This is a genomic window from Paenirhizobium naphthalenivorans, assembly GCF_007992095.1.
GTDB lineage: Bacteria > Pseudomonadota > Alphaproteobacteria > Rhizobiales > Rhizobiaceae > Allorhizobium > Allorhizobium naphthalenivorans.
In genome coordinates this window covers 225699-245380 of record NZ_BJZP01000001.1, presented here as the reverse complement: position 1 = coordinate 245380, position 19682 = coordinate 225699, and the positions used below count along the sequence as shown (strand labels likewise).

Sequence of the window (19682 nt, the reverse complement as noted above, 5' to 3'; positions counted from 1 at the left end):
ATATCACTATATATTGCCATCCCCTTTGCGACATGCGACAGGTAAATATATCAGCGGAGGGTGCGAATGACCAAAAACGTTGACTCGCAGAGTCACCTTGCCTATCTGGCGCTCGAGCAGCAGATCGTCACGCTGAAGCTTGCGCCGGGCGCATTGGTCAACGAGCGTCAGCTTATCGAATTGTCGGGCTACGGACGTACTCCGGTACGCGAGGCCATCCAGAAACTCGAATGGCAACGGCTAATCTTGGTAAGGCCGCGTGTCGGTTTGCAGATCGCAGAAATCCAGCCGTCAGACCACCAGGCGATCATGGCCGTTCGCCTGAAACTCGAGCCCTTGCTGGCCAATGCGGCGGCGCAGAACGCTGACGACGGACAACGCGCAGCCTTACTCGAGTGCGCCAAGGCGATGACGGCTGCTGCGACAGGTGGTTCTTTCGATGGTTTTCTAACCGCCGACAAGGCGTTTGACGAGGTCCTCGAAGAGGCGTGCGCAAACCGGTTCCTGGTATCGGCTGTCGCTCCCCTGCAATCGCACTCACGCCGTATGTGGTATGCCACAGCGACGGTGGACAGGATGGATCGTTCGGTCGCCCTGCATGTCGCCGTAATCCGGGCAATCCAGCAGGGGCAGAGCGACGCCGCTCAAAAGGCGATGGAAGCCTTGATCGGCCACCTCAGCGAGCCCTGATCGGCCAACCGCTCTCGTCGCAACGCAAAACGCCCGGTCGATGACCGGGCGTAAGCATATCGGACAGGACCGATAGTTAGCCGACGAACGCGCGCTCGATGACGAATTCGGCCGGCTTATTGTTGGCCCCCTCGGTGAGGCCCGCCTTTTCAAGCAGGGCCTTGGTGTCTTTGAGCATAGCAGACGAGCCGCAGATCATGCCGCGATCGACAGCCGGATCAAGCGGCGGCACGCCGAGATCGGCGTAGAGCTTGCCGCTCTCCATCAGATCGGTGATCCGGCCCTTGAACGGATAGTCCTCACGGGTCACGGTCGCGTAATGCTTCAGCTTATCTCCAACGATGTCAGCCAGGAACTCGTGGTTCTTTATCTCATCGACCAGATCGTAACCGTACTTCAACTCCGCCACTTCGCGGCAGGTGTGAGTGAGGATGACCTCCTCGAACTTCTCATAGGTCTCGGGATCACGGATCAGGCTGGCGAAGGGCGCAATGCCTGTGCCGGTCGAAAACATATAGAGCCGCTTGCCGGGGGTCAGTGCATCGAGCACCAGCGTGCCGGTCGGCTTCTTGCGCATCAGCACACGGTCGCCCGGCTGGATCTTCTGCAGGTGCTGGGTCAGCGGACCGTCTGGAACCTTGATTGAGAAGAACTCGAGTTCCTCGTCCCAGGAAGGACTGGCGATCGAATAGGCGCGATAGATCGGCTTGCCTTCGACCATCAGACCGATCATCGCGAACTCGCCCGAACGAAACCGAAAGCCCGCAGGCCGTGTCATGCGAAAACGGAACAGGTGATCGGTGTAATGGGTCACGCTGAGCACGGTTTCGGCATAGACGCCCTCAGGCACGATCAGTTCCGCATTTTCGGTGGTCACGGGAGCATTCATGCGTCTTGTGTTCCTATAATCGCCAGACTGACTTCTCGCTCGAAGCCCTATAACGCAACTCAACCGCCGGACAAAGTCGGCAAATAGCCGCGTCCCGCATTTCGTCGCTTCTATCGGATGCCCCAGCCAGGCTCCGTTTTCCTTGACCTCTGTCAAATCAGCAAAGATACATGCAGAACTTATTATGTGTTAGACGCCCCGAATGCCCGTCCGGCGCCAACTGAAGCCGGCGGTCTCAATCGAAGGCATAGCGCTCGGCTGGTAATGCTCGGCGATCCCCGGCAGGCGGTTTTCCGCCAGACGCTTCAGGGCGGTCGGGTTGGAGACGGCAAAGCTCGTGACGCCGGTCCTCAGCATCAACGGCACCTGGTCGATCAACACATCCCCAACAGCCCGCAGTTCGCCGGCATAGCCGAGACGCTGGCGCAGCAACGTCGCATGGCTGAAGCCGCGGCCGTCGCTGAAGACGGGAAAGCTGATTGCCACCAGCGTCACGCGATCGAGATAGGGCGCAAGCTTCGTCACGTCATCGGCTGGCGCGATCAGCACGCCGAAACCACTCTCGTTGCTACACTCTGCCGCCTCAAGGAAAGCGTGAAGGCCGATGACGGCGTGTTCGCCCTCACCCGCCGTCACATCTTCCGTCTCAATGACCCAGGGGTCGTTCTCGACGAAACCGGTCTGGTTCCAGATCTTGATCATCTTGTCCATCCTCAGGCGGCTTCCGCCGCCTGGCCATAAAGGGCTTCCTTGAAGGGCTTCGGTCCGACCCGGCGATAGGCGTCGATGAAGGTCTCCTTCGGATCGAGGCGCAGGCCGAGATAGGTGTCGACGATTGTCTCGATGGCGTCGGTCACTCGCTCCGGTTCGAACCCTCGGCCGATGATCTCGCCAACCGAGGTATTTTCGTCCGCCGAGCCGCCGAGCGTGATCTGGTAGAGCTCAGCGCCCTTCTTTTCGACACCAAGCAGGCCAATATGGCCGACGTGGTGATGGCCGCAGGCGTTTATGCAGCCGGAGATCTTGATCTTCAGCTCGCCGATCTCGGCCTGCCGTTGCGGCGAGCCGAAGCGGGTGGAGATCTCCTGCGCCACAGGGATCGAGCGGGCATTGGCCAGCGCGCAATAGTCGAGACCGGGACAGGCGATGATATCGGTGATCAGGCCAGCATTGGCGGTCGCCAGGCCGGAGACCTCTAGTGCCTGATAAACGGCATAGAGATCGCCGAGTGCGACATGCGGCAGGATCAGGTTCTGCTCATGGCTGACGCGGATCTGGTCGAAGGCAAACCTTTCGGCGAGATCGGCCACGACGTCCATCTGCGCGTCGCTGGCATCGCCCGGTGTGCCGCCGATCGGTTTCAGCGAGATGGTCACCATGCCATAGTCCGGGTGATGGTGAGGTTGGACGTTCTGCGTCGCCCAGACCGCAAAGGCCCCGTCGGCCTTCCTGGCGCGCGCCAGCGCTTCCCAGCCGTCAGGCCGATCGGGCAAGGCGGGCGGAGCAAAATAGCTTTCAATGGCGCGGATGTCGTTCTCAGGGAGCTTCAGTTCACTATCGCGAATAGCGTCGAACTCGGCCTCCACCTGGTGCGTCAGCTCCTCAATCCCGGTCTCGTGCACGAGGATCTTGATGCGCGCCTTGTATTTGTTGTCGCGCCGGCCGTTGAGATTATAGACGCGAACGATCGCCGTGACATAGGTCAGCAGATCGGCTTCCGGCAGGAAGTCGCGGATCAATTTTGCCACCAGCGGCGTGCGGCCCTGCCCGCCCCCGACGTAGACGGCAAAGCCAAGTTCGCCTGCCTCGTTCTTCTTCAGGTGCAATCCAATGTCATGCACCTGTATCGCTGCACGGTCGTGCGGCGCACCGGTGACGGCGATCTTGAACTTGCGCGGCAGGAAGGAGAATTCCGGGTGGACGGAGGACCACTGACGCAGAATCTCGGCATAGGGACGAGGATCGGCAACCTCATCGGCGGCAGCCCCGGCGAAATGGTCGGCCGTCACATTGCGGATGCAGTTGCCCGAGGTCTGGATGGCGTGCATTTCCACGTCCGCCAGCTCCTTGAGAATGTCCGGCGTGTCCGACAGCTTCGGCCAGTTGTACTGGATGTTCTGCCGCGTGGTGAAATGCCCGTAGCCACGGTCGTAACGACGGGCGATATGCGCCAGCATTCGCATTTGCGTGGAATTCAGGGTGCCATAGGGAATGGCGACGCGTAGCATATAGGCGTGCAGCTGGAGATAGACGCCATTCATCAGGCGCAGCGGCTTGAACGCATCCTCGGCGATCTCGCCGGAGAGGCGGCGGGCGACCTGGTCACGGAATTGCTCGACACGAGCCGACACAAAGGCGTGGTCGAATTCATCATAGCGATACATGGGCTTCCTCAGGCGGCAATGAAGTCGGGATCGGCGAAGCCATGGCCGTCAGCATAGGCAATGGTCGGGCCTTCGGCGCGAATACGCTCGCGCAGGCGAAGTGGACGCAAGAGGCCATCCAGTTCCTCGACCTCGATGACGTTGACGTCCAGCACGGCATTGCTGGCGAAGGCCTTGCGGCCGGCTTCCTCGATGGCGGCGATCGCTTCGGCATGGCGCGCGACGAAGGCATCCTGTAGCCGCTCGGTCCACCGACCACTGGCGTCCAGCCATACGGCAATGCCGTCGCCCAGGCGATTGGCGGTCAATACTTTTTCTGCCATGTCATGTCCTCTCGAAAGGGGCAAAGCTGGCGACCTTGCCGCGCAGCGGTTCGGAACGGGAGAAATTGCCACCCGCCACGGCATCGCCGATGATGACCATCACCGGACCTTCAAGTTCGTTTCGGGTTTCAAGCGCCGGCAGTTCTTCGAGCGTGCCATGCAGCAGACGGCTGTCGCCGCGCCCGGCGTTCTCGACAACGGCCACAGTGGTATCTACGGCAAGGCCTGCCGCCATCAGGCGCCCGGCGACCGAGGCCGCGTTGCTGCGGCCCATGTAGACGGCAACCGTGGCCCCGCCGAGCGCCAGCCGGGCCCAGTCCGGAAGAGTCTCGCCGTGCAGGTCATGGCCGGTGGTGAAGACCAGCGAGGAGGCCACGCCACGCAGGGTCAGCGGTAGTTCGAAATCGGCGGCAGCCGCCAGCGCGGAAGTGATTCCCGGCACCACCTCATAGGCGACACCGGCCGCGCGCAGCGCCGCCATTTCCTCCCCAGCGCGACCAAAGACAAGCGGGTCGCCGGACTTCAGCCGCACCACGCGCTTGCCTTCGCGGCCAAGCGCGACCAGCAGGTCATTGATCTCGGTTTGAGACTTGGAGTGGCAGCCCTTGCGTTTTCCCACCGGAATACGCGTCGCATCACGCCGGCCCATGTCGACGACCGCCTGGGGCACCAGAGCGTCATGGACGATGACGTCAGCCTCCATCAGCAGGCGATGGGCGCGCAACGTTAGAAGATCCTCGGCGCCGGGGCCCGCACCGACCAGAAAGATACGGCCCTCGGTCTTCTCGATGACGGAGTCCTTCAGCAGTTGCGTCGCGCGCCGGCGCGCATGGGTGACATCACCGCAGGCGATCGCATCGGCCACATCGCCTTTGAAAAAGGCGTGCCAGAACAGTCGGCGCGCCACGCCGCGCGGCAGGAGTCGGTCCACGGCGCGGCGATAGCTGTTGGCGAGCACTGCAAGATGACCGAGCGAGCGCGGCAGCAGACGATCGACATCAGCGCGGATCATCTGGGCGAGAACCGGGCCCGCCCCTTCCGTGCCGATAGCGACCGCGATCGGCGCCCGATTGACAAGCGCCGGCGTGTAGAAATCGCAAAATTCCGGCTGGTCGACAGCATTGGCGGGAATACGGCGGGCACGGGCGGCGCAAACGATCGTCCGGTCCAGCTTTGCATCCCCGGTTGCAGCAAAAACCAACACCGCATCCTCAAGCTGGCTGGACGCGAAGCTGCGGGCTACAGTCTCGATGTCATGCTCGGCAAGATAGGCGGCATAGTCGGCGTCCGGCGCTTCGGCGTAAACGACGATCCTGGCCTGCGTGTTGCGCAACAGTCGGGTCTTGGCAAACGCCTCCGGCCCATTGCCGAAAACCACGGCAATGGCATTCGCGACCTTGAAAAAGGCCGGAAAAACCGAAAGCTGCTGTTCGCTCGCACCCATGCTCGATCCCGCGTTCTGGAAGACTGGGGCACTATCCCCGTATTCGTCAGAGGATTGAAGAAACAGAAATCCGTCGCACCTTGGCGAAGGATATTTCTTTGCTAGGCTTCCGGCTCACGCGAGCAAATCTCACCGCCTGGCGGTTCGGCGGCGCGGAACTCGGGAAAACGGACGGGATAACCGGGCGTCGGCACGCGTTTGCGCCTTCCGCCGGCCGTGACCGAGCGATAGGATCGCGCGTGCCGCAAAAGGAGACCGCCTTGACCGCCCCTGACCTCACCACGCGCCTGCTCGACGTCATCGAACGCGACATCCTGCCGCTCACCGAAAAGGGCGTGGCCGCCGGCAACAAACTGTTCGGCGCAGCGATCCTGCGGAAATCGGACCTGTCACTGGTTCTGGCCGAGACCAACAATGAACTGGAGAATCCGCTGTGGCACGGCGAGGTCCATACGCTCAAGCGCTTCTACGAGTTGGGCGAACGGCCGGCCACCAAGGACCTGATCTTCCTGTCGACCCACGAACCCTGCACCATGTGCATGTCGGCGATCACCTGGGCGGGCTTTGACAATTTCTATTATTTTTTCAGCCACGAGGACAGCCGCGACGCCTTCGCCATCCCGCACGACCTGAAAATCCTCAAGGAGGTTTTCGGTCTCGAACCGGGCGGCTATCGCAAGAAAAACGCCTTCTGGACATCGTTTGCCATGGCCGATCTGGTTGCCGTGCACGACGATGCGGATGCCCTCAAGGCGCAGTCGAAGCGCATCCGAGGTGTTTACGACCGCCTTTCCTCGCAATACCAGTCCGGCAAATCGGACAACGACATCCCCCTCAACTGAGCGGCGAAGGCCAAGACCCGCATGGAACCCTCCAAGGATATTTCCCGACTCCTCGACATCATGGCGGCACTGCGCCAGCCGGAGACCGGCTGCCCGTGGGACGTGGTACAGACCTTCGAGACGATCAAGCTCTATACGATCGAGGAAGCCTATGAGGTGGCTGACGCGATCGAGCGCAATGATCCCGACGACCTGTGCGACGAACTGGGCGACCTCCTGCTGCAGGTCGTCTTCCACGCCAGGATCGCAGAGGAGGCCGGCCTGTTTTCCTTCGGCGACGTGGTCGAGGCCATCACGAAAAAGATGATTCGCCGGCATCCGCATGTCTTCGCCGTATCCAGCGCTTCGACGCCGGAAGCGGTCAAACTGCAATGGGACGAGATCAAGGCCCAAGAAAAGCAGGAACGCGCCGAGCGCCATGCCGCCCGCGCCAAGGCCTCGGGCAAGGCCCCGGCCGAGGATCCGAAGGCCGGCTTGCTCGGTTCCGTGCAACGCAGCTTCCCGGCGCTCACCGAAGCCCTCAAGCTTCAGGAACAGGCCGCCAAGGTTGGCTTCGATTGGTCGGAGGCCGAGCCGATCCTCGACAAGATCGAGGAGGAGATCGGCGAACTGCGCGAGGCGCTGAAGGCCGGGCGACCGGAGGAAATCTCCGACGAGCTCGGTGACCTGATCTTCGCGCTCGCCAATATCGGCCGCCATGTGAAGGCCGACCCGGAACAGGCCCTGCGCGGAACGAATACGAAATTCCGCAAACGTTTCAGCTATATAGAGAAAACTCTTGAAGCAAATGGTGAAACCTTGCTAGGCGCGTCGCTCGAGCGGATGGAAGAGCTTTGGCAGGAGGCGAAGGCAACTGAAAGGCCTCAGCAAACGTAGGGACCTGCTGTTGTCATGCCGACTTTCGGATTGGCGTCGCCCCAGAAGCAAGCCCATCTGCCGGAGCAAATAGGAAGACCATGCAGTCTGCTGAACCCCCAGTCATAAAAAGCGACCGCCTACTGCTTCGCGCTCCAGTGTTCGACGATTTCCAGGCTTATGCCGATTTTATGAGTTCGCCGCGATCCGCTGGACTAGGCGGACCATTCACCCTGCAGCAGGCATGGGGCATGTTTTGTCATGATGTGGCACAGTGGCCGCTGTTTGGGCACGGAGCCCTGATGATCGAACGAAACGACAATCGAGTCTGCGTTGGCCAAGTCGGCCTCAACCATGGCCCGCTGTTTCCCGAGCATGAAATTGGCTGGATGCTTTACGAGGGATATGAGGGCAACGGCTATGCCGCTGAAGCCGCCGCGCTTTTACGTGATTGGGCTATAGAAACGCTGAACTTGCCGTCGCTGGTGAGCTATATCGACCCGAACAATACGGCGTCCATCGCCGTTGCGGAGCGCCTTGGCGGCTTTCCAGACTCACAAGCCAAAAGACCGGAGCCGCGAGATCTTGTTTACCGGCACCTGCCTCGCGAGATGCGAGCCAGCGACGGCTAACCGTTCACCTTACCGCTCCCAGTCTTCCTTCTCCGCCTTCTGCCCGCCGCCGAGCTTGCGCTCCAACTCATCCGCCTGGCGGGCGGTCAGCCGGACGTCGAGGCTGACGGAGCCGTCCTCATTGTCCTGACGTCCATCGACCACGGCGTTCTCATAGGCCCAGGAGATCAGCGACTGCTTATTCGACGGGATGACGATCGTCGCTTCGGTCAGGACGCCGGACAGCCGCTGCGAGATCACGTCGAGAAGCTCATCGACACCCTCGCCGCTGATCGCGGATACGGTCATGACGTTGTCGCGCGTCGCCGCCTTCTGGATGAGCGCGTCATGGGTCTCTGGATCCAGCCTATCGATCTTGTTCCAGATCTCGATAATGCGTTCGGACTTCTCCTTATCGTCGATCCCAAGGTCGGAAAGGATGCGCAGAACGTCGGACGACTGGGCAGCATTGTCCGGATCCGACATGTCGCGCACATGCAGGATGAGGTCGGCCTCCAACACCTCTTCGAGCGTGGCGCGGAACGCCGCGACCAGATGCGTTGGCAGGTCGGAGATGAAACCGACGGTATCGGACAGGATGACGGTGCGGCCATGCGGGAGCTTCATCCGACGCAGCGTCGGATCGAGCGTGGCAAACAGCATGTCCTCCGCCAGCACCCCCGCCCCGGTGATCCGGTTGAACAGGGTCGACTTGCCGGCATTGGTATAGCCGACCAGCGCCACGATCGGATGCGGCACCTTGCGGCGCTTGGCGCGGTGCAATTGCCGGGTCCGCACCACCTGCTCAAGCTCACGCTCCAGCTTGATGATCTTGTCCTGCAGCATACGACGGTCGGCTTCGATTTGGGTTTCACCCGGACCGCCCATGAAGCCCGCGCCACCGCGCTGGCGTTCAAGGTGCGTCCAGGAGCGAACCAGCCGGCCCTTCTGGTAGTTGAGATGAGCAAGCTCGACCTGTAGCGTGCCTTCCTTGGTGGAGGCGCGCCGGCCGAAGATCTCGAGAATCAGGCCCGTCCGGTCGATGACCTTGGCGTTCCATTCCTTCTCTAGGTTGCGTTGCTGCACCGGCGTCAGCGGATGGTCGACAATAACCAGACCGGCATTGTGCTGGTCGAGCTTTTCACCGATCTCGGCGATTTTGCCGCTGCCGAACAAGGTGGCGGGGCGCGGCTGGTTGACCGGCACGATCAGGCCTTCGGCGATCGTCAGGTCGATCGCGCGGGCAAGACCGATCGCCTCTTCCAGGCGGGCCTCATTGGAACGGCTCGGAGCAACGACGACATCGGAACCTGCCGCAGGCGCGGGATTTCGTCCCGGCTTGAGGACAGGAACGATGACGACAGCACACATATCATCCCGGGGCTTTTCGTCCTCCGGGATGATCGATTCGTTTTTCGTGTCTCTGGTGGTTATGGCTTCAATCCTGTGACGAAGAGGTCTCTTCGCTTTCGAACATCTGCATCGGCTGGCCCGGCATGATGGTCGAGATGGCGTGCTTGTAGACGAGCTGCGAATGGCCGTCGCGGCGCAGCAGGACGCAGAAATTATCGAAGGACGTAACCACGCCCGTCAGCTTCACGCCGTTGATCAGAAAGATCGTCAGCGAGATCTTCTGCTTGCGTACGGTGTTGAGAAATAGATCCTGCAGGTTCTGAGAACGTTCCGCCATGGCGCCGCTTCTTTCTTTTTTGCCGGCCTTTTGTGCCGGTGTAATTATTGTTCAAGCTTATCAGAAAGGTAGGGATTGTCCCTTGCAAGCCCTTTATCCGAAAGGTGGTATCAAATCACCGTCTTTTCCGCAACGTCGAAAAAGGCGGACCGGATTTTCTCCGAAAATGTGCCGGGGTGGCCGTTTCCGATGGTCTGTCCATCGATTTCGACGACTGGAAGGCAAATGCTGGTCGCCGCCGTGATGAACACTTCGCGGGCGGCAAGCATCTCGTCACGCGAGAATTCCCGCTCCACGACCGGTAGCGAAAGCGTCCGCGCCACATCCATCAGCGTCGTCCGGGTAATGCCCCTGAGGATGCCGTGTTCGGCCGGACGGGTGACCAGATTGCCATCGCGATCGACGATCCAAACGTTGGTCGCCGCCCCTTCTGTCACCATGCCTCGCGCATCGACATAAATTGCCTCCTGGGCACCGGCCTCCTTGGCTGCCTGTCGGGCGAGCACATTAGGCAGAAGTCCGACCGTCTTGATGTCGACACGGTCCCAGCGGTTGTCAGGAACGGTGACCGCCCTCAGCCCCTTGGCATTCTTCGCCGCGATAACCTTCGGATCGGTGCTCTTGGCGGTAATTACCAGCGAGGGCGCCGTATCCGGTGCGGGAAACACGTGGTCGCGCCGCGCTTCGCCGCGCGTCACCTGCAGGTAGAACAGGCCGTTACGCACGCGGTTGCGCCGGGCGACCTCGCGGATGATACCGGTCAGAGCCTTACGCGACATCGGCGACGGGATCCGGATCTCCGCGAGTGAGCGGTCAAGGCGGTCGAGATGGCGGGTCAGGTCGACGATAATCCCGTGGCGGATCTCGCAGACCTCATAGACGCCGTCGGCGAACTGGTAACCGCGATCCTCGATATGCACGCCGGCCGCGCTATGCGGCAGGTAGCGACCATTGACATAGGCAATTCTCGGCATATGCGCCTCAGACTTCTCTGTTCTAGAAATACTGGATCGAAACGCGGAACATCTGTTCGACGTCACGCACGGCTTCGGCGCTGGCGAACAGCACGACCCGATCCTTGGCCTTGATCTTGAGGTCGCCGTTAGGCCTCAGCACCATGCCGTCGCGGAAGACCGCGCCGATGCGAATGCCCGCCGGCAGATTCAGGTCGCGGAACGCCACCCCGACCAGCGGCGAGGTTTCCAGCGCTTCCGCCTCGATCACCTCGGCCATACCTTTCTGCACCGCATAGACGGAACGAATGCGCCCCTTGCGGACATGCTGCAGAACGCGGGAGATCGTCACGGCACGCGGATTGATATGATGATCAATGCCGATGGCGTGGGTGAGGTCCTGGAAGCTCGGATTGTTGATCAGCACCATGCCGGACTTGCAGCCCATGCGCTTGGCCATGGCCGCGCTCAGGATATTCGTCTGGTCGCTGTTGGTCAGCGTCACCATCAGGTCAGCATCCTGGATGTCCGCCTGCTGCAATATGTTCTGGTCGAGCGCCGAGCCGTGTAGCACGATCGCATTGCGGAGCTTGTCGGAGACCAAAACCGCACGCTCCCCGTCGTTCTCGATGATCTTCACCTTGGTCTTGGGCTGAACGTCGCCGATCGCACGAGCGACATAATAGCCGATATTGCCGCAGCCGGCGATCACCAGTCGGCCCGCTTCCTGTTCCTCATGGCCGAACAGGCCGAGCGTACGGCGCGTATGGTCGCGCTGGCAGATCACATAGGCGAGGTCGCCAACCAGCAACTGGTCGGACGAGCGCACCACGATAAGCCGGCCGTTGCGATAGATCGCCGTGACAGTGGCCATCAGGTCGGGAAAGAGCTGGCTCAATTGCTGCAATGGCGTGTTGAGAACCGGGCAGTCTTCCATGCACTCGATCGCCACCATGGTGATGTGGTCGTCGGCAAAGCGAACGATATCCGTGGCGCCGGGGAAAGAGATGCGGCGCAGCACCATCTTGCCGACTTCGATCTCGGGCGAGATCGTCACGTCGATCGACATGTTCTGCCGGCTGAACAGGTCGGCGTATTCGGGCCTGAGATAGTTCTGCGCGCGAATGCGGGCGATCTTTGTCGGCACAGAAAACAATGCGTGCGCCACCTCGCAGGCGACAATGTTGACTTCGTCGTAAAGCGTGACCGCGATAATCATGTCCGCCTGGTCGGCGCCGGCCTTGGCAAGCATATCCGGATGCGCTCCGTGGCCGACATAACCACGCACGTCGAGCGTCTCGGTGATATGGTTGACCAGCGAGGCCGAGGTATCGATGACCGACACGTCGTTGTCTTCCTGGGACAGCCGCTCCGCGATACCGTAGCCGACCTGTCCTGCCCCGCAGATAATGACTTTCATGAATGCTCTTTCAAAGAAGAGTGGACCGGATGCGGGGCCTTCCCGTCCGGCCCCTTGAGCCTCTTATACGCCAAGCGATTTGAGTTTGCGATGGAGGGCAGAGCGCTCCATACCGACAAATTCCGCCGTGCGCGAAATGTTGCCGCCGAACCGGTTGATCTGGGCGATCAGATAGTCGCGCTCGAACATTTCGCGCGCTTCCCGCAATGGAAGCGTCATGATGTGGGTATCGTTGCGGGCCGAGATCTTCGGCAGCATTTCCGAGAGATCCTGCGGCAGCATTTCCGCCGTGATATGCATCTCGGCATTGTCGCTCTGCGCGAGAATCATCAAGCGTTCGATATTGTTGCGCAACTGCCGGATGTTGCCGGGCCAGTCGTTGGCTTGCAACACCGCCATGGCATCTTCGCCGATCTTGCGCGGGCGAATACCGGCCTGCTCGGAAATCTGTCTCATGAACATATCGACCAGGAAGGGAATGTCCTCACGCCGCTCGGCCAGCGCCGGAACCTTCACCGGAACGACGGCCAGACGGTGGAACAGATCCTCGCGGAACCGGCCCTCGGCGATCTGACTTTCAAGATTGTAAGCCGACGACGAAATGATCCTCACGTCCACTTTGACGCGTTTCGAACCGCCGACCCGCTCGAACTGCTGCTCGACCAGCACACGCAGGATCTTGTTCTGCGTCTCGCGCGGCATTTCGCCGATCTCGTCAAGGTAGAGAATGCCCCGATGCGCCTCTTCAAGCGCCCCGATACGGCGCGGCTGGCCAGGCGCTCCCTCCGTGCCGAAGAGTGCTACCTCCATGCGATCAGGCGTGATCGTCGCGGCATTGAGCGCAACAAACGGACCCGTCACGCGGCTGGACCGCTTGTGGATCATCCGTGCGACCAGTTCCTTGCCCGCTCCGGACGGTCCGAAAATCATGATTCGGCTGTTGGTCGGCGCGACCTTTTCGATCGTCTGGCGCAGTTGCGACACGGCGACCGACGTGCCGACCAATTCGGCGGCGTCACCCGTGCGTCTCTTTAGTTCGTTGACCTCGCGCTTGAGCTTGGAATTCTCCAGAGCTCGTTCGGCGATCAGAATCAGACGGTCCGCCTTGAACGGCTTTTCGATGAAGTCGAAGGCGCCGCGCTTGATGGCCGAAACCGCCGTCTCGACATTGCCGTGACCGGAGATCATCACCACCGGAAGGTCGGGGTGCCGGCCCTTGATTTCGTCGAGCAAAGCAAGGCCGTCGAGCCGGCTGCCCTGCATCCAGATGTCGAGGAAGACAAGACGCGGAACGCGGTCGGAGATCGCTGCGAGTGCACTATCGGCATCGTGGGCCGTGCGGGTCTCGTGCCCCTCGTCGCTCAAGATACCCGATACGATCTCGCGGATATCCTCCTCGTCGTCGACTACCAGAATATCAGAGGCCATGAACCATTTCCCTGTTGCTGTCAGTATCCATGGCGGCAGCGGCCTCGAGCCGCGGCAGAATGATGCGGATCATCGCGCCCCTGCCCCGGTCGAAGTCCGCAGGTGCATCGTGCAACTCCAACTGACCACCATGTTCTTCGATAATCTTCTTGACGATCGCAAGACCAAGGCCGGTGCCCTTGTCGCGCATCGTCATGTACGGCTCGAGGATGCGGTGCCGGTTTTCCACCGGCAATCCGCGTCCGTTATCAATTATGTCGACCACGAAACGATCATTCGCATGATCGAAGGTGGAAGTGACCAGCACCTTACCACCGTCTCCCAGTTCCTCCCGCGGTACAGCCTCGATCGACTCGACCGCGTTCTTGATGAGATTGCCGACCGCCTGGCCGAGCATGCGGGCGTCAAAACTGCCTTCGAGCGGCTCATCCCCGAACCGCCGGAGGAAAGTGACGTCGTGGTTGCCCATCTCGCGCAAGAAAACCGCGTCGCGCAGAATATCCCGCAGATCGGAGCGCTGCTTTGCCGGTTTCGGCATACGGGCGAAGGCGGAAAACTCATCGACCATCCGACCGATATCCTCGACCTGGCGTACGATCGTATCGGTGCACTGGTCGAACACGGCACGATCATCCTCGGCGATGTGCTTTCCGTAACGCCGCTTCAGGCGCTCGGCCGAAAGCTGGATCGGGGTGAGCGGATTCTTGATCTCATGGGCGATACGACGCGCCACATCGGCCCAGGCCGTCGAACGCTGCGCGATCACGAGATCGGTGATGTCGTCGAGCGTTATGACGTAGGAATCGGCGGAACCGCGCGTCTCCTCGCGCGTCACCTGGACATTGAGCGTCCGCTCCTTGCCGCCACGAATCAAATTGATCTGTTCGCGATATTCGCCGCGGTGGCGCACGGCCGCCTCCGACAGCACCCGGTCGACTTCGGGGGCCACAAGGTTCAACCTCTTGCCGATCAGTTCATCGCTCGGCAGCGCCAAGAAATACTCAGCTGACGGATTGACGATGGTGATGACGCCGTCGTCTTCGACGCCGATCACCGCCGCCGTGACACCGGAAAGAACCGCCTCTATGAAGCGGCGACGGTCATCGACCTCATCCTTGGCCTCGAGGATCTCGTCGCGCTGGGTACGGATCTGGGAAATCATCTTGTTGAAGGTGCGCGACAGGCTGCCGACGTCGCCATCGACGACGCGCACGGGAACGACGACATTCAGATTGCCCGAGGCAACGCCATCGGCGGCACCAATCAGCAGGCGAATCGGCCGAACGATGCGGTCGGCGACCGCGATCGCCGTCCAGATCGCCGCCAGGAGCACGATCAGCGCGAAGCCGAGGTAAAGCACGGCAAAGGCGATTTGCAGCGTTTTGCGGCCCGCTTCCATCGCCTTGTACTCGGCCGTATTGTCCTCCATCAGACGCATGGCGGCCATGACCTTCGGATCAACCGCGCGGATTGTGTAGAGGAAAGTTCCGGAAATCGAATCGAGTTTGACGATCGCGCCGACCAGGTTGGTCACACCCGGCGGGATGAGGGTCGGCTGACCGGCTGCGGCGCTCTCCAGCGCATCCTTGGGGATCGCCGGCAGCGGCTTATCGGTGCTGATCGCCGCCTGGGTAATGGCAGTGCCGTCCTGGCGCACCAGGAAGGCACCCAGCAAGCCGCGCCCCTTCGCCTGACGCGTCAGCAGCTGCACGAAACCAGTCCGGTCAAGGTAGAAGAGCGCGCGATTGCCTTCCAGGTCATTGGCCATCGACACCGTTTGACCCTGCAGGTAGCTGGCATTTTCCAGCATATAGGCTTGGGCGATGTTCATCGACGAGGAGACGATGGACTGGGTGCGGATCGAAAACCAGCGATCGAGACCGACATTCAGCGTAATGCTGGCAAAAATCGCCACCAGGATGGCCGGCGTGATCGCGACGATCGAGAAAAGCACGACAATCCGGACATGAAGCCGGGCCGCCGCCCGGCCCTTGGTCCGGGCCTTGATCAGACGCGTGACTTCACGACCGATCAGGAACATCAAACCGACGATGAACAGCGAATTGATAATCGCCGAGGCGATCAGAACGTTGGAGGTCGGCTCGATCGAGGTCAGGCCGAGCAGGACCGGCAGCGTAAAGACTGCGCAGGCAAAAGCCCCGCCAGCGAGCGCCAGACCCGGCAGCGCAAAGGACGCACGCCGATCCTGCGCCAAAGCGGGATCACTATCGGCAGCGGAATCCGCTACTTGCCTTAACATTAAAAAGAACTCCCGCGCTCTGCGCATGACGAGCTTTTCCCCGATTTCGCGCAGACGAAGATGATCGCGACGTCACGATCCTCGAGCTCTTTGAGCAACGCATTGTGGCGAAAATGCAACGTAGGCCTCTGCCATGTCAAGCCGAGCGGGAGCTCCGGTAGACCGAGACGCCCAGTTCGCGGATCTTCTTGCGCAAAGTATTGCGGTTCAGGCCGAGAAGATCGGCCGCCTTGATCTGGTTGCCCCGCGTCGCCGTCAGGGCCGCCAGTATCAGCGGGTACTCGACTTCGGTCAGAACGCGCTCGTAAAGCCCCGAAGGCGGCAGCGAATCGCCGAAACCGGCGAAATAGGATCGCATATTTTCCTCGACCGCCTGGGCAATGGTCATCGGCCCGGACGCAACGCCCGCCTTGGTGATCGGACTATCGGAAATGTCGGCGCGCAATTCCTGCTCGACGATCTCGCGGGAAATGACGTCCTGCGGATAAAGCGCCATCAGACGCCGCACGACATTCTCCAGTTCGCGCACGTTGCCCGGCCAGGCATAGGCCTTCATGACTTCGAGGGCCTCGCTGTCGAAACGCTTCGGATCGAGTCCCTCTTTTTCTCCCTGCTGGATAAAATGACGGACTAGGTCGGGAATGTCCTCCGCCCGGTCGCGCAGTGGCGGCAAACGCAAGGGCACGACGTTCAGACGATAATAGAGGTCCTCGCGGAACAGGCCCTGATTGATCGACTGCTTCAGGTCCTTGTTGGTCGCGGCGACGATGCGGACATCGGTCCGGATCGGCGTGCGGCCACCGACGGTGGTATACTCGCCCTGTTGCAGCACGCGCAAAAGACGGGTCTGCGCATCCATCGGCATGTCGCCGATCTCGTCGAGGAACAGTGTGCCACCTTCGGCCTGCTCGAAACGGCCGGTCGAGCGGGTCTGCGCACCGGTAAAAGCGCCCTTCTCATGACCAAACAGTTCGGATTCGATCAGATCGCGCGGGATCGCCGCCATGTTGATCGCGACGAACGGACCGTTGCGCCGCTTGCCGTAATCGTGCAGCGCGCGCGCCACCAATTCCTTGCCGGTGCCCGACTCTCCGGTGATCATCAGTGTCAGGTCGGTCTGCATCAGACGCGCCAGCACCCGGTAAATTTCCTGCATGGCGGCAGAGCGGCCGACCAGCGGCATGCCGTCCTGGGTATCGTCGTCGAGCCGGACCAGCTTCTTCTTTGGTTCCGCCAGCGCCCGACCGATGATGGCGATCAGTTCGGTCAGGTCGAACGGCTTTGGCAAATAGTCATAGGCGCCCTTCTCCGACGCCTTGATGGCGGTCATGAAAGTGTTCTGCGCGCTCATCACCAGCACAGGAAGATCCGGCCGTGCCTTCTTGATGCGCGGCAGAAGGTCGAAAGCGTTCTCATCCGGCATGACGACATCCGTCACCACCAGATCACCCTCGCCCCCGGAGATCCAACGCCACAGCGTTGCGGCATTAGAGGTGATGCGGACATCGTAGCCGGCCCGGGTCAAAGCCTGATTAAGGACGGTGCGGATGGCGGCGTCGTCGTCAGCGACAAGAATCGTGGCAGTCATCGGGTGCTTCCTGTGGATTTCGCCGGAAAGGTGTCGTCAAGCGCAATGTCCTTGGAGACGGGCATCAACACGCGAAACGTCGTTCGGTTGGCCTGGCTTTCACATTCGACAATGCCGCCATGGCCGTCGATGATCTTGGCGACCAGCGCGAGACCGAGACCCGAGCCGTTGGTCTTGGTGGTAATGAAGGGATCGAACAGATGTGGCAGCAGGTCGGAGGGAACACCGGGACCATTGTCATGCACGCAGAATTCGAGCGGCAGCGATATTTTCTCGCGCGAACCGGCAACAGACAGGCGAATCCCGGGACGATAGGCCGTCGTCAACTGTATTTCTCCGTCAGGCCGGTCGCCGATCGCCTCCGCCGAGTTCTTGATCAGGTTGAGGAAGACCTGAACGAGTTGATCGCGATTGGCATAGACCGCCGGCAAAGACGGATCGTAGTTCTCGGTAATGCGGATGTTGCGGGCAAAGCCGGCCTTGGCGATCGCCTTCACATGGTCCAGGACAGAATGAATGTTGACCGCGATGCGGTCTACCGGCCGCTCGTCTGAAAACACCTCCATGCGGTCGACCAGCGAAACGATGCGGTCCGTCTCGTCGCAGATCAGCCGCGTGAGCGGCCGGTCCTCGTCAGGCACCGATGTCTCCAGCAACTGGGCGGCGCCGCGGATGCCCGAAAGCGGGTTCTTGATCTCATGGGCCAGCATCGAGGCGAGACCTGTCACCGAACGCGCGGCCGTGCGATGGGTGAGTTGCCGGTCGATCTTGTCGGCCATCGAGCGTTCCTGCAGGACGACGACGACACTGCCCGGCTGGCTGAGGACCGGAGCCACATAAAGATCGACCAGTTTTTCCTGACCGAGCCGCGGCGAACTGAGGTCGACACGGTATTCGTTGACCGGCGCCCGACGCTCCCGCACCTGCTCGATCAGGGCCAGCAGCGGACTACCGAAGGGGATGAAGGTCGAAATGCGATGACGCGCCAAATGGCTGGCGCTCGCGCCGAAGAAGGCCTCGGCCTCCCAATTGGCAAAGCTGATATGGCCCTCGGCATCGACCATGATGACCGGGTGCTGCATGGCGTTGATGACCGCCATCGCCACGCCGTTGTTAAGGTTGTCGCCTGTCATGCAGCCTCCCGCCGCCGGTCCGCGCCCATTGCCGCTTGCGCCAGGCAACGCGCCAAGGCCTTCGCGACGAAAGCCGGATCCCTGGACGTCATGATTTCCACTTTCTCAGCCGCCGGCACATCCGGGGCGAATCGATCGAGATACCAGCCGACATGCTTGCGCGCATGACGAACCGCAACGTCGGAGCCGTAATGTGCGAGCATCGCCTCATAGTGCTCGACTGCCAGAGCGGGAATCTCTCCGCGCCCGGGTCCGTCATGCCCCGCGATCCAACCGGCATGCCAGGGACGCCCCTGGCAGGCACGCCCGACCATCACCGCGTCGGCGCCGGAGCGACGGCGGATGGCCTCGGCGTCCTCGCGGCTTGCGACATCGCCATTGGCCACCAGCGGCACCGTGACGACATCGCGCACAGCAGCGATCGCATCCCAATTGGCTTGCCCCTCATAGAACTGCATCCGGGTGCGTCCATGAACAGTAATCATCTGCACACCGACCGCTTGGGCACGCGCAGCGATCTCGGGAGCATTCATCGAATTCTCGTCCCAGCCCAACCGCATCTTAAGCGTCACCGGAACCTTAACGGCACGGACCGTCGCCTCGACCAGCGACAGCGCATGATCAGGATCGCGCATCAGCGCCGAACCGGAATAGCCGCCGATCACCTTTTTCGCCGGACACCCCATGTTTATGTCGATGATGTCGGCGCCGTTGGCTTCGGCGATCCGCGCCGCCTCCGCCATCCAATGCGCCTCGCGGCCGGCCAACTGCACCATATGCGGCGTCAGCCCCGCCCCTTTCAGCCGCGACCAGGATTCAGCCGCATTATGGACCAGTTCCTTGCTGGCCACCATTTCGGTAACGACCAAGCCGGCGCCGAAGCGCCACGCAAGCTGCCGGAACGGCAGATCGCTGACACCTGACATCGGAGCAAGGATCACGCGATTGCGGATCGACACAGGGCCGATGTCGAAGGGTGCTTGCATGGAGCTTGAGCTCAAGTGACTATCTTTCGGGCAACAAATCAATCTGCTTCATTTTTAGCCACTAAAAATCACCTTGCCAAGGGCTTTCCTTGGGTCCGTAACTAAATTCAAACAGATGGTAGAATATCGCCCCAGCAATAGGTAGACCACACCCTCGGCACCCCCATGTCAAGACCGGACACTGCA

Annotated in this window: 18 protein-coding genes; 4 read left to right on the top strand and 14 right to left on the bottom strand. The window is 61.1% G+C overall.

Annotated elements, in window-relative coordinates:
• Positions 1 to 66: 66 nt before the first annotated feature.
• Positions 67 to 690: a GntR family transcriptional regulator gene (locus tag RNA01_RS01140; protein ID WP_147178070.1), complete on the top strand. Its 624-nt coding sequence runs from the start codon at positions 67 to 69 to the stop codon at positions 688 to 690.
• A 76-nt stretch (positions 691 to 766) separates the two neighbouring features.
• On the opposite strand, the gene RNA01_RS01135 is transcribed toward RNA01_RS01140, so the two are convergent.
• The 5 genes from RNA01_RS01135 to cysG all read right to left on the bottom strand — a co-directional run bounded on the left by RNA01_RS01135 (position 767) and on the right by cysG (position 5730).
• Positions 767 to 1579: a ferredoxin--NADP reductase gene (locus RNA01_RS01135; RefSeq protein WP_147178068.1), complete on the bottom strand. Its 813-nt coding sequence runs from the start codon at positions 1577 to 1579 to the stop codon at positions 767 to 769.
• A gap of 189 nt (positions 1580 to 1768) precedes the next feature.
• Positions 1769 to 2281, bottom strand: a complete 513-nt coding sequence (locus tag RNA01_RS01130; RefSeq protein ID WP_147178066.1) for a DUF934 domain-containing protein — start codon at positions 2279 to 2281, stop codon at positions 1769 to 1771.
• A gap of 11 nt (positions 2282 to 2292) precedes the next feature.
• Entirely contained in the window at positions 2293 to 3963 is a 1671-nt protein-coding gene (locus RNA01_RS01125; RefSeq protein ID WP_147178064.1) for a nitrite/sulfite reductase, read from the bottom strand.
• Positions 3964 to 3971: 8 nt separating this feature from the next.
• Positions 3972 to 4286: a DUF2849 domain-containing protein gene (locus tag RNA01_RS01120; protein ID WP_147178062.1), complete on the bottom strand. Its 315-nt coding sequence runs from the start codon at positions 4284 to 4286 to the stop codon at positions 3972 to 3974.
• A gap of 1 nt (position 4287) precedes the next feature.
• Positions 4288 to 5730 carry a siroheme synthase CysG gene (gene cysG, locus RNA01_RS01115; RefSeq protein ID WP_147178060.1) on the bottom strand — a complete coding sequence of 481 codons (1443 nt, stop codon included), beginning with the start codon at positions 5728 to 5730 and terminating at the stop codon, positions 4288 to 4290.
• 260 nt (positions 5731 to 5990) lie between these two features.
• Between cysG and RNA01_RS01110 the strand changes: the two genes are divergently transcribed.
• The 3 genes from RNA01_RS01110 to RNA01_RS01100 all read left to right on the top strand — a co-directional run bounded on the left by RNA01_RS01110 (position 5991) and on the right by RNA01_RS01100 (position 8059).
• Positions 5991 to 6572, top strand: a complete 582-nt coding sequence (locus tag RNA01_RS01110; protein ID WP_147178058.1) for a deaminase — start codon at positions 5991 to 5993, stop codon at positions 6570 to 6572.
• Between the two features lie 21 nt (positions 6573 to 6593).
• The gene (mazG, locus tag RNA01_RS01105) at positions 6594 to 7448 is read left to right on the top strand and encodes a nucleoside triphosphate pyrophosphohydrolase (protein WP_147178056.1); all 855 of its coding nucleotides are present in this window, start codon (positions 6594 to 6596) and stop codon (positions 7446 to 7448) included.
• Positions 7449 to 7528: 80 nt separating this feature from the next.
• The gene (locus RNA01_RS01100) at positions 7529 to 8059 is read left to right on the top strand and encodes a GNAT family N-acetyltransferase (RefSeq protein WP_147178054.1); all 531 of its coding nucleotides are present in this window, start codon (positions 7529 to 7531) and stop codon (positions 8057 to 8059) included.
• Positions 8060 to 8068: 9 nt separating this feature from the next.
• Here the strand turns inward: RNA01_RS01100 and hflX are convergent, their stop codons facing one another.
• The 9 genes from hflX to dusB all read right to left on the bottom strand — a co-directional run bounded on the left by hflX (position 8069) and on the right by dusB (position 19496).
• The gene (hflX, locus tag RNA01_RS01095) at positions 8069 to 9481 is read right to left on the bottom strand and encodes a GTPase HflX (RefSeq protein ID WP_147178052.1); all 1413 of its coding nucleotides are present in this window, start codon (positions 9479 to 9481) and stop codon (positions 8069 to 8071) included.
• Positions 9477 to 9728, bottom strand: coding sequence for an RNA chaperone Hfq (gene hfq, locus RNA01_RS01090; protein ID WP_028735264.1), 252 nt, complete (start codon positions 9726 to 9728; stop codon positions 9477 to 9479). Before hfq ends, hflX begins: the two co-directional genes overlap by 5 nt.
• A 110-nt stretch (positions 9729 to 9838) precedes the next feature.
• Entirely contained in the window at positions 9839 to 10702 is an 864-nt protein-coding gene (locus RNA01_RS01085; protein ID WP_147178050.1) for a D-amino-acid transaminase, read from the bottom strand.
• Between the two features lie 22 nt (positions 10703 to 10724).
• On the bottom strand, positions 10725 to 12101 hold the full coding sequence (gene trkA, locus RNA01_RS01080; protein ID WP_147178048.1) for a Trk system potassium transporter TrkA: 1377 nt from the start codon (positions 12099 to 12101) through the stop codon (positions 10725 to 10727).
• Positions 12102 to 12164: 63 nt separating this feature from the next.
• Entirely contained in the window at positions 12165 to 13529 is a 1365-nt protein-coding gene (ntrX, locus tag RNA01_RS01075; RefSeq protein WP_147178046.1) for a nitrogen assimilation response regulator NtrX, read from the bottom strand.
• Positions 13519 to 15789, bottom strand: coding sequence for a sensor histidine kinase NtrY-like (locus RNA01_RS01070; protein ID WP_147178044.1), 2271 nt, complete (start codon positions 15787 to 15789; stop codon positions 13519 to 13521). The genes ntrX and RNA01_RS01070 overlap by 11 nt, the downstream gene beginning before the upstream one ends.
• A 136-nt stretch (positions 15790 to 15925) precedes the next feature.
• Positions 15926 to 17377: a nitrogen regulation protein NR(I) gene (ntrC, locus tag RNA01_RS01065; RefSeq protein WP_147178042.1), complete on the bottom strand. Its 1452-nt coding sequence runs from the start codon at positions 17375 to 17377 to the stop codon at positions 15926 to 15928.
• The gene (locus RNA01_RS01060; RefSeq protein ID WP_147178040.1) at positions 17374 to 18510 is read right to left on the bottom strand and encodes a two-component system sensor histidine kinase NtrB; all 1137 of its coding nucleotides are present in this window, start codon (positions 18508 to 18510) and stop codon (positions 17374 to 17376) included. The genes ntrC and RNA01_RS01060 overlap by 4 nt, the downstream gene beginning before the upstream one ends.
• Positions 18507 to 19496: a tRNA dihydrouridine synthase DusB gene (dusB, locus tag RNA01_RS01055; protein ID WP_170253326.1), complete on the bottom strand. Its 990-nt coding sequence runs from the start codon at positions 19494 to 19496 to the stop codon at positions 18507 to 18509. Before dusB ends, RNA01_RS01060 begins: the two co-directional genes overlap by 4 nt.
• Positions 19497 to 19682 lie beyond the last annotated feature (186 nt).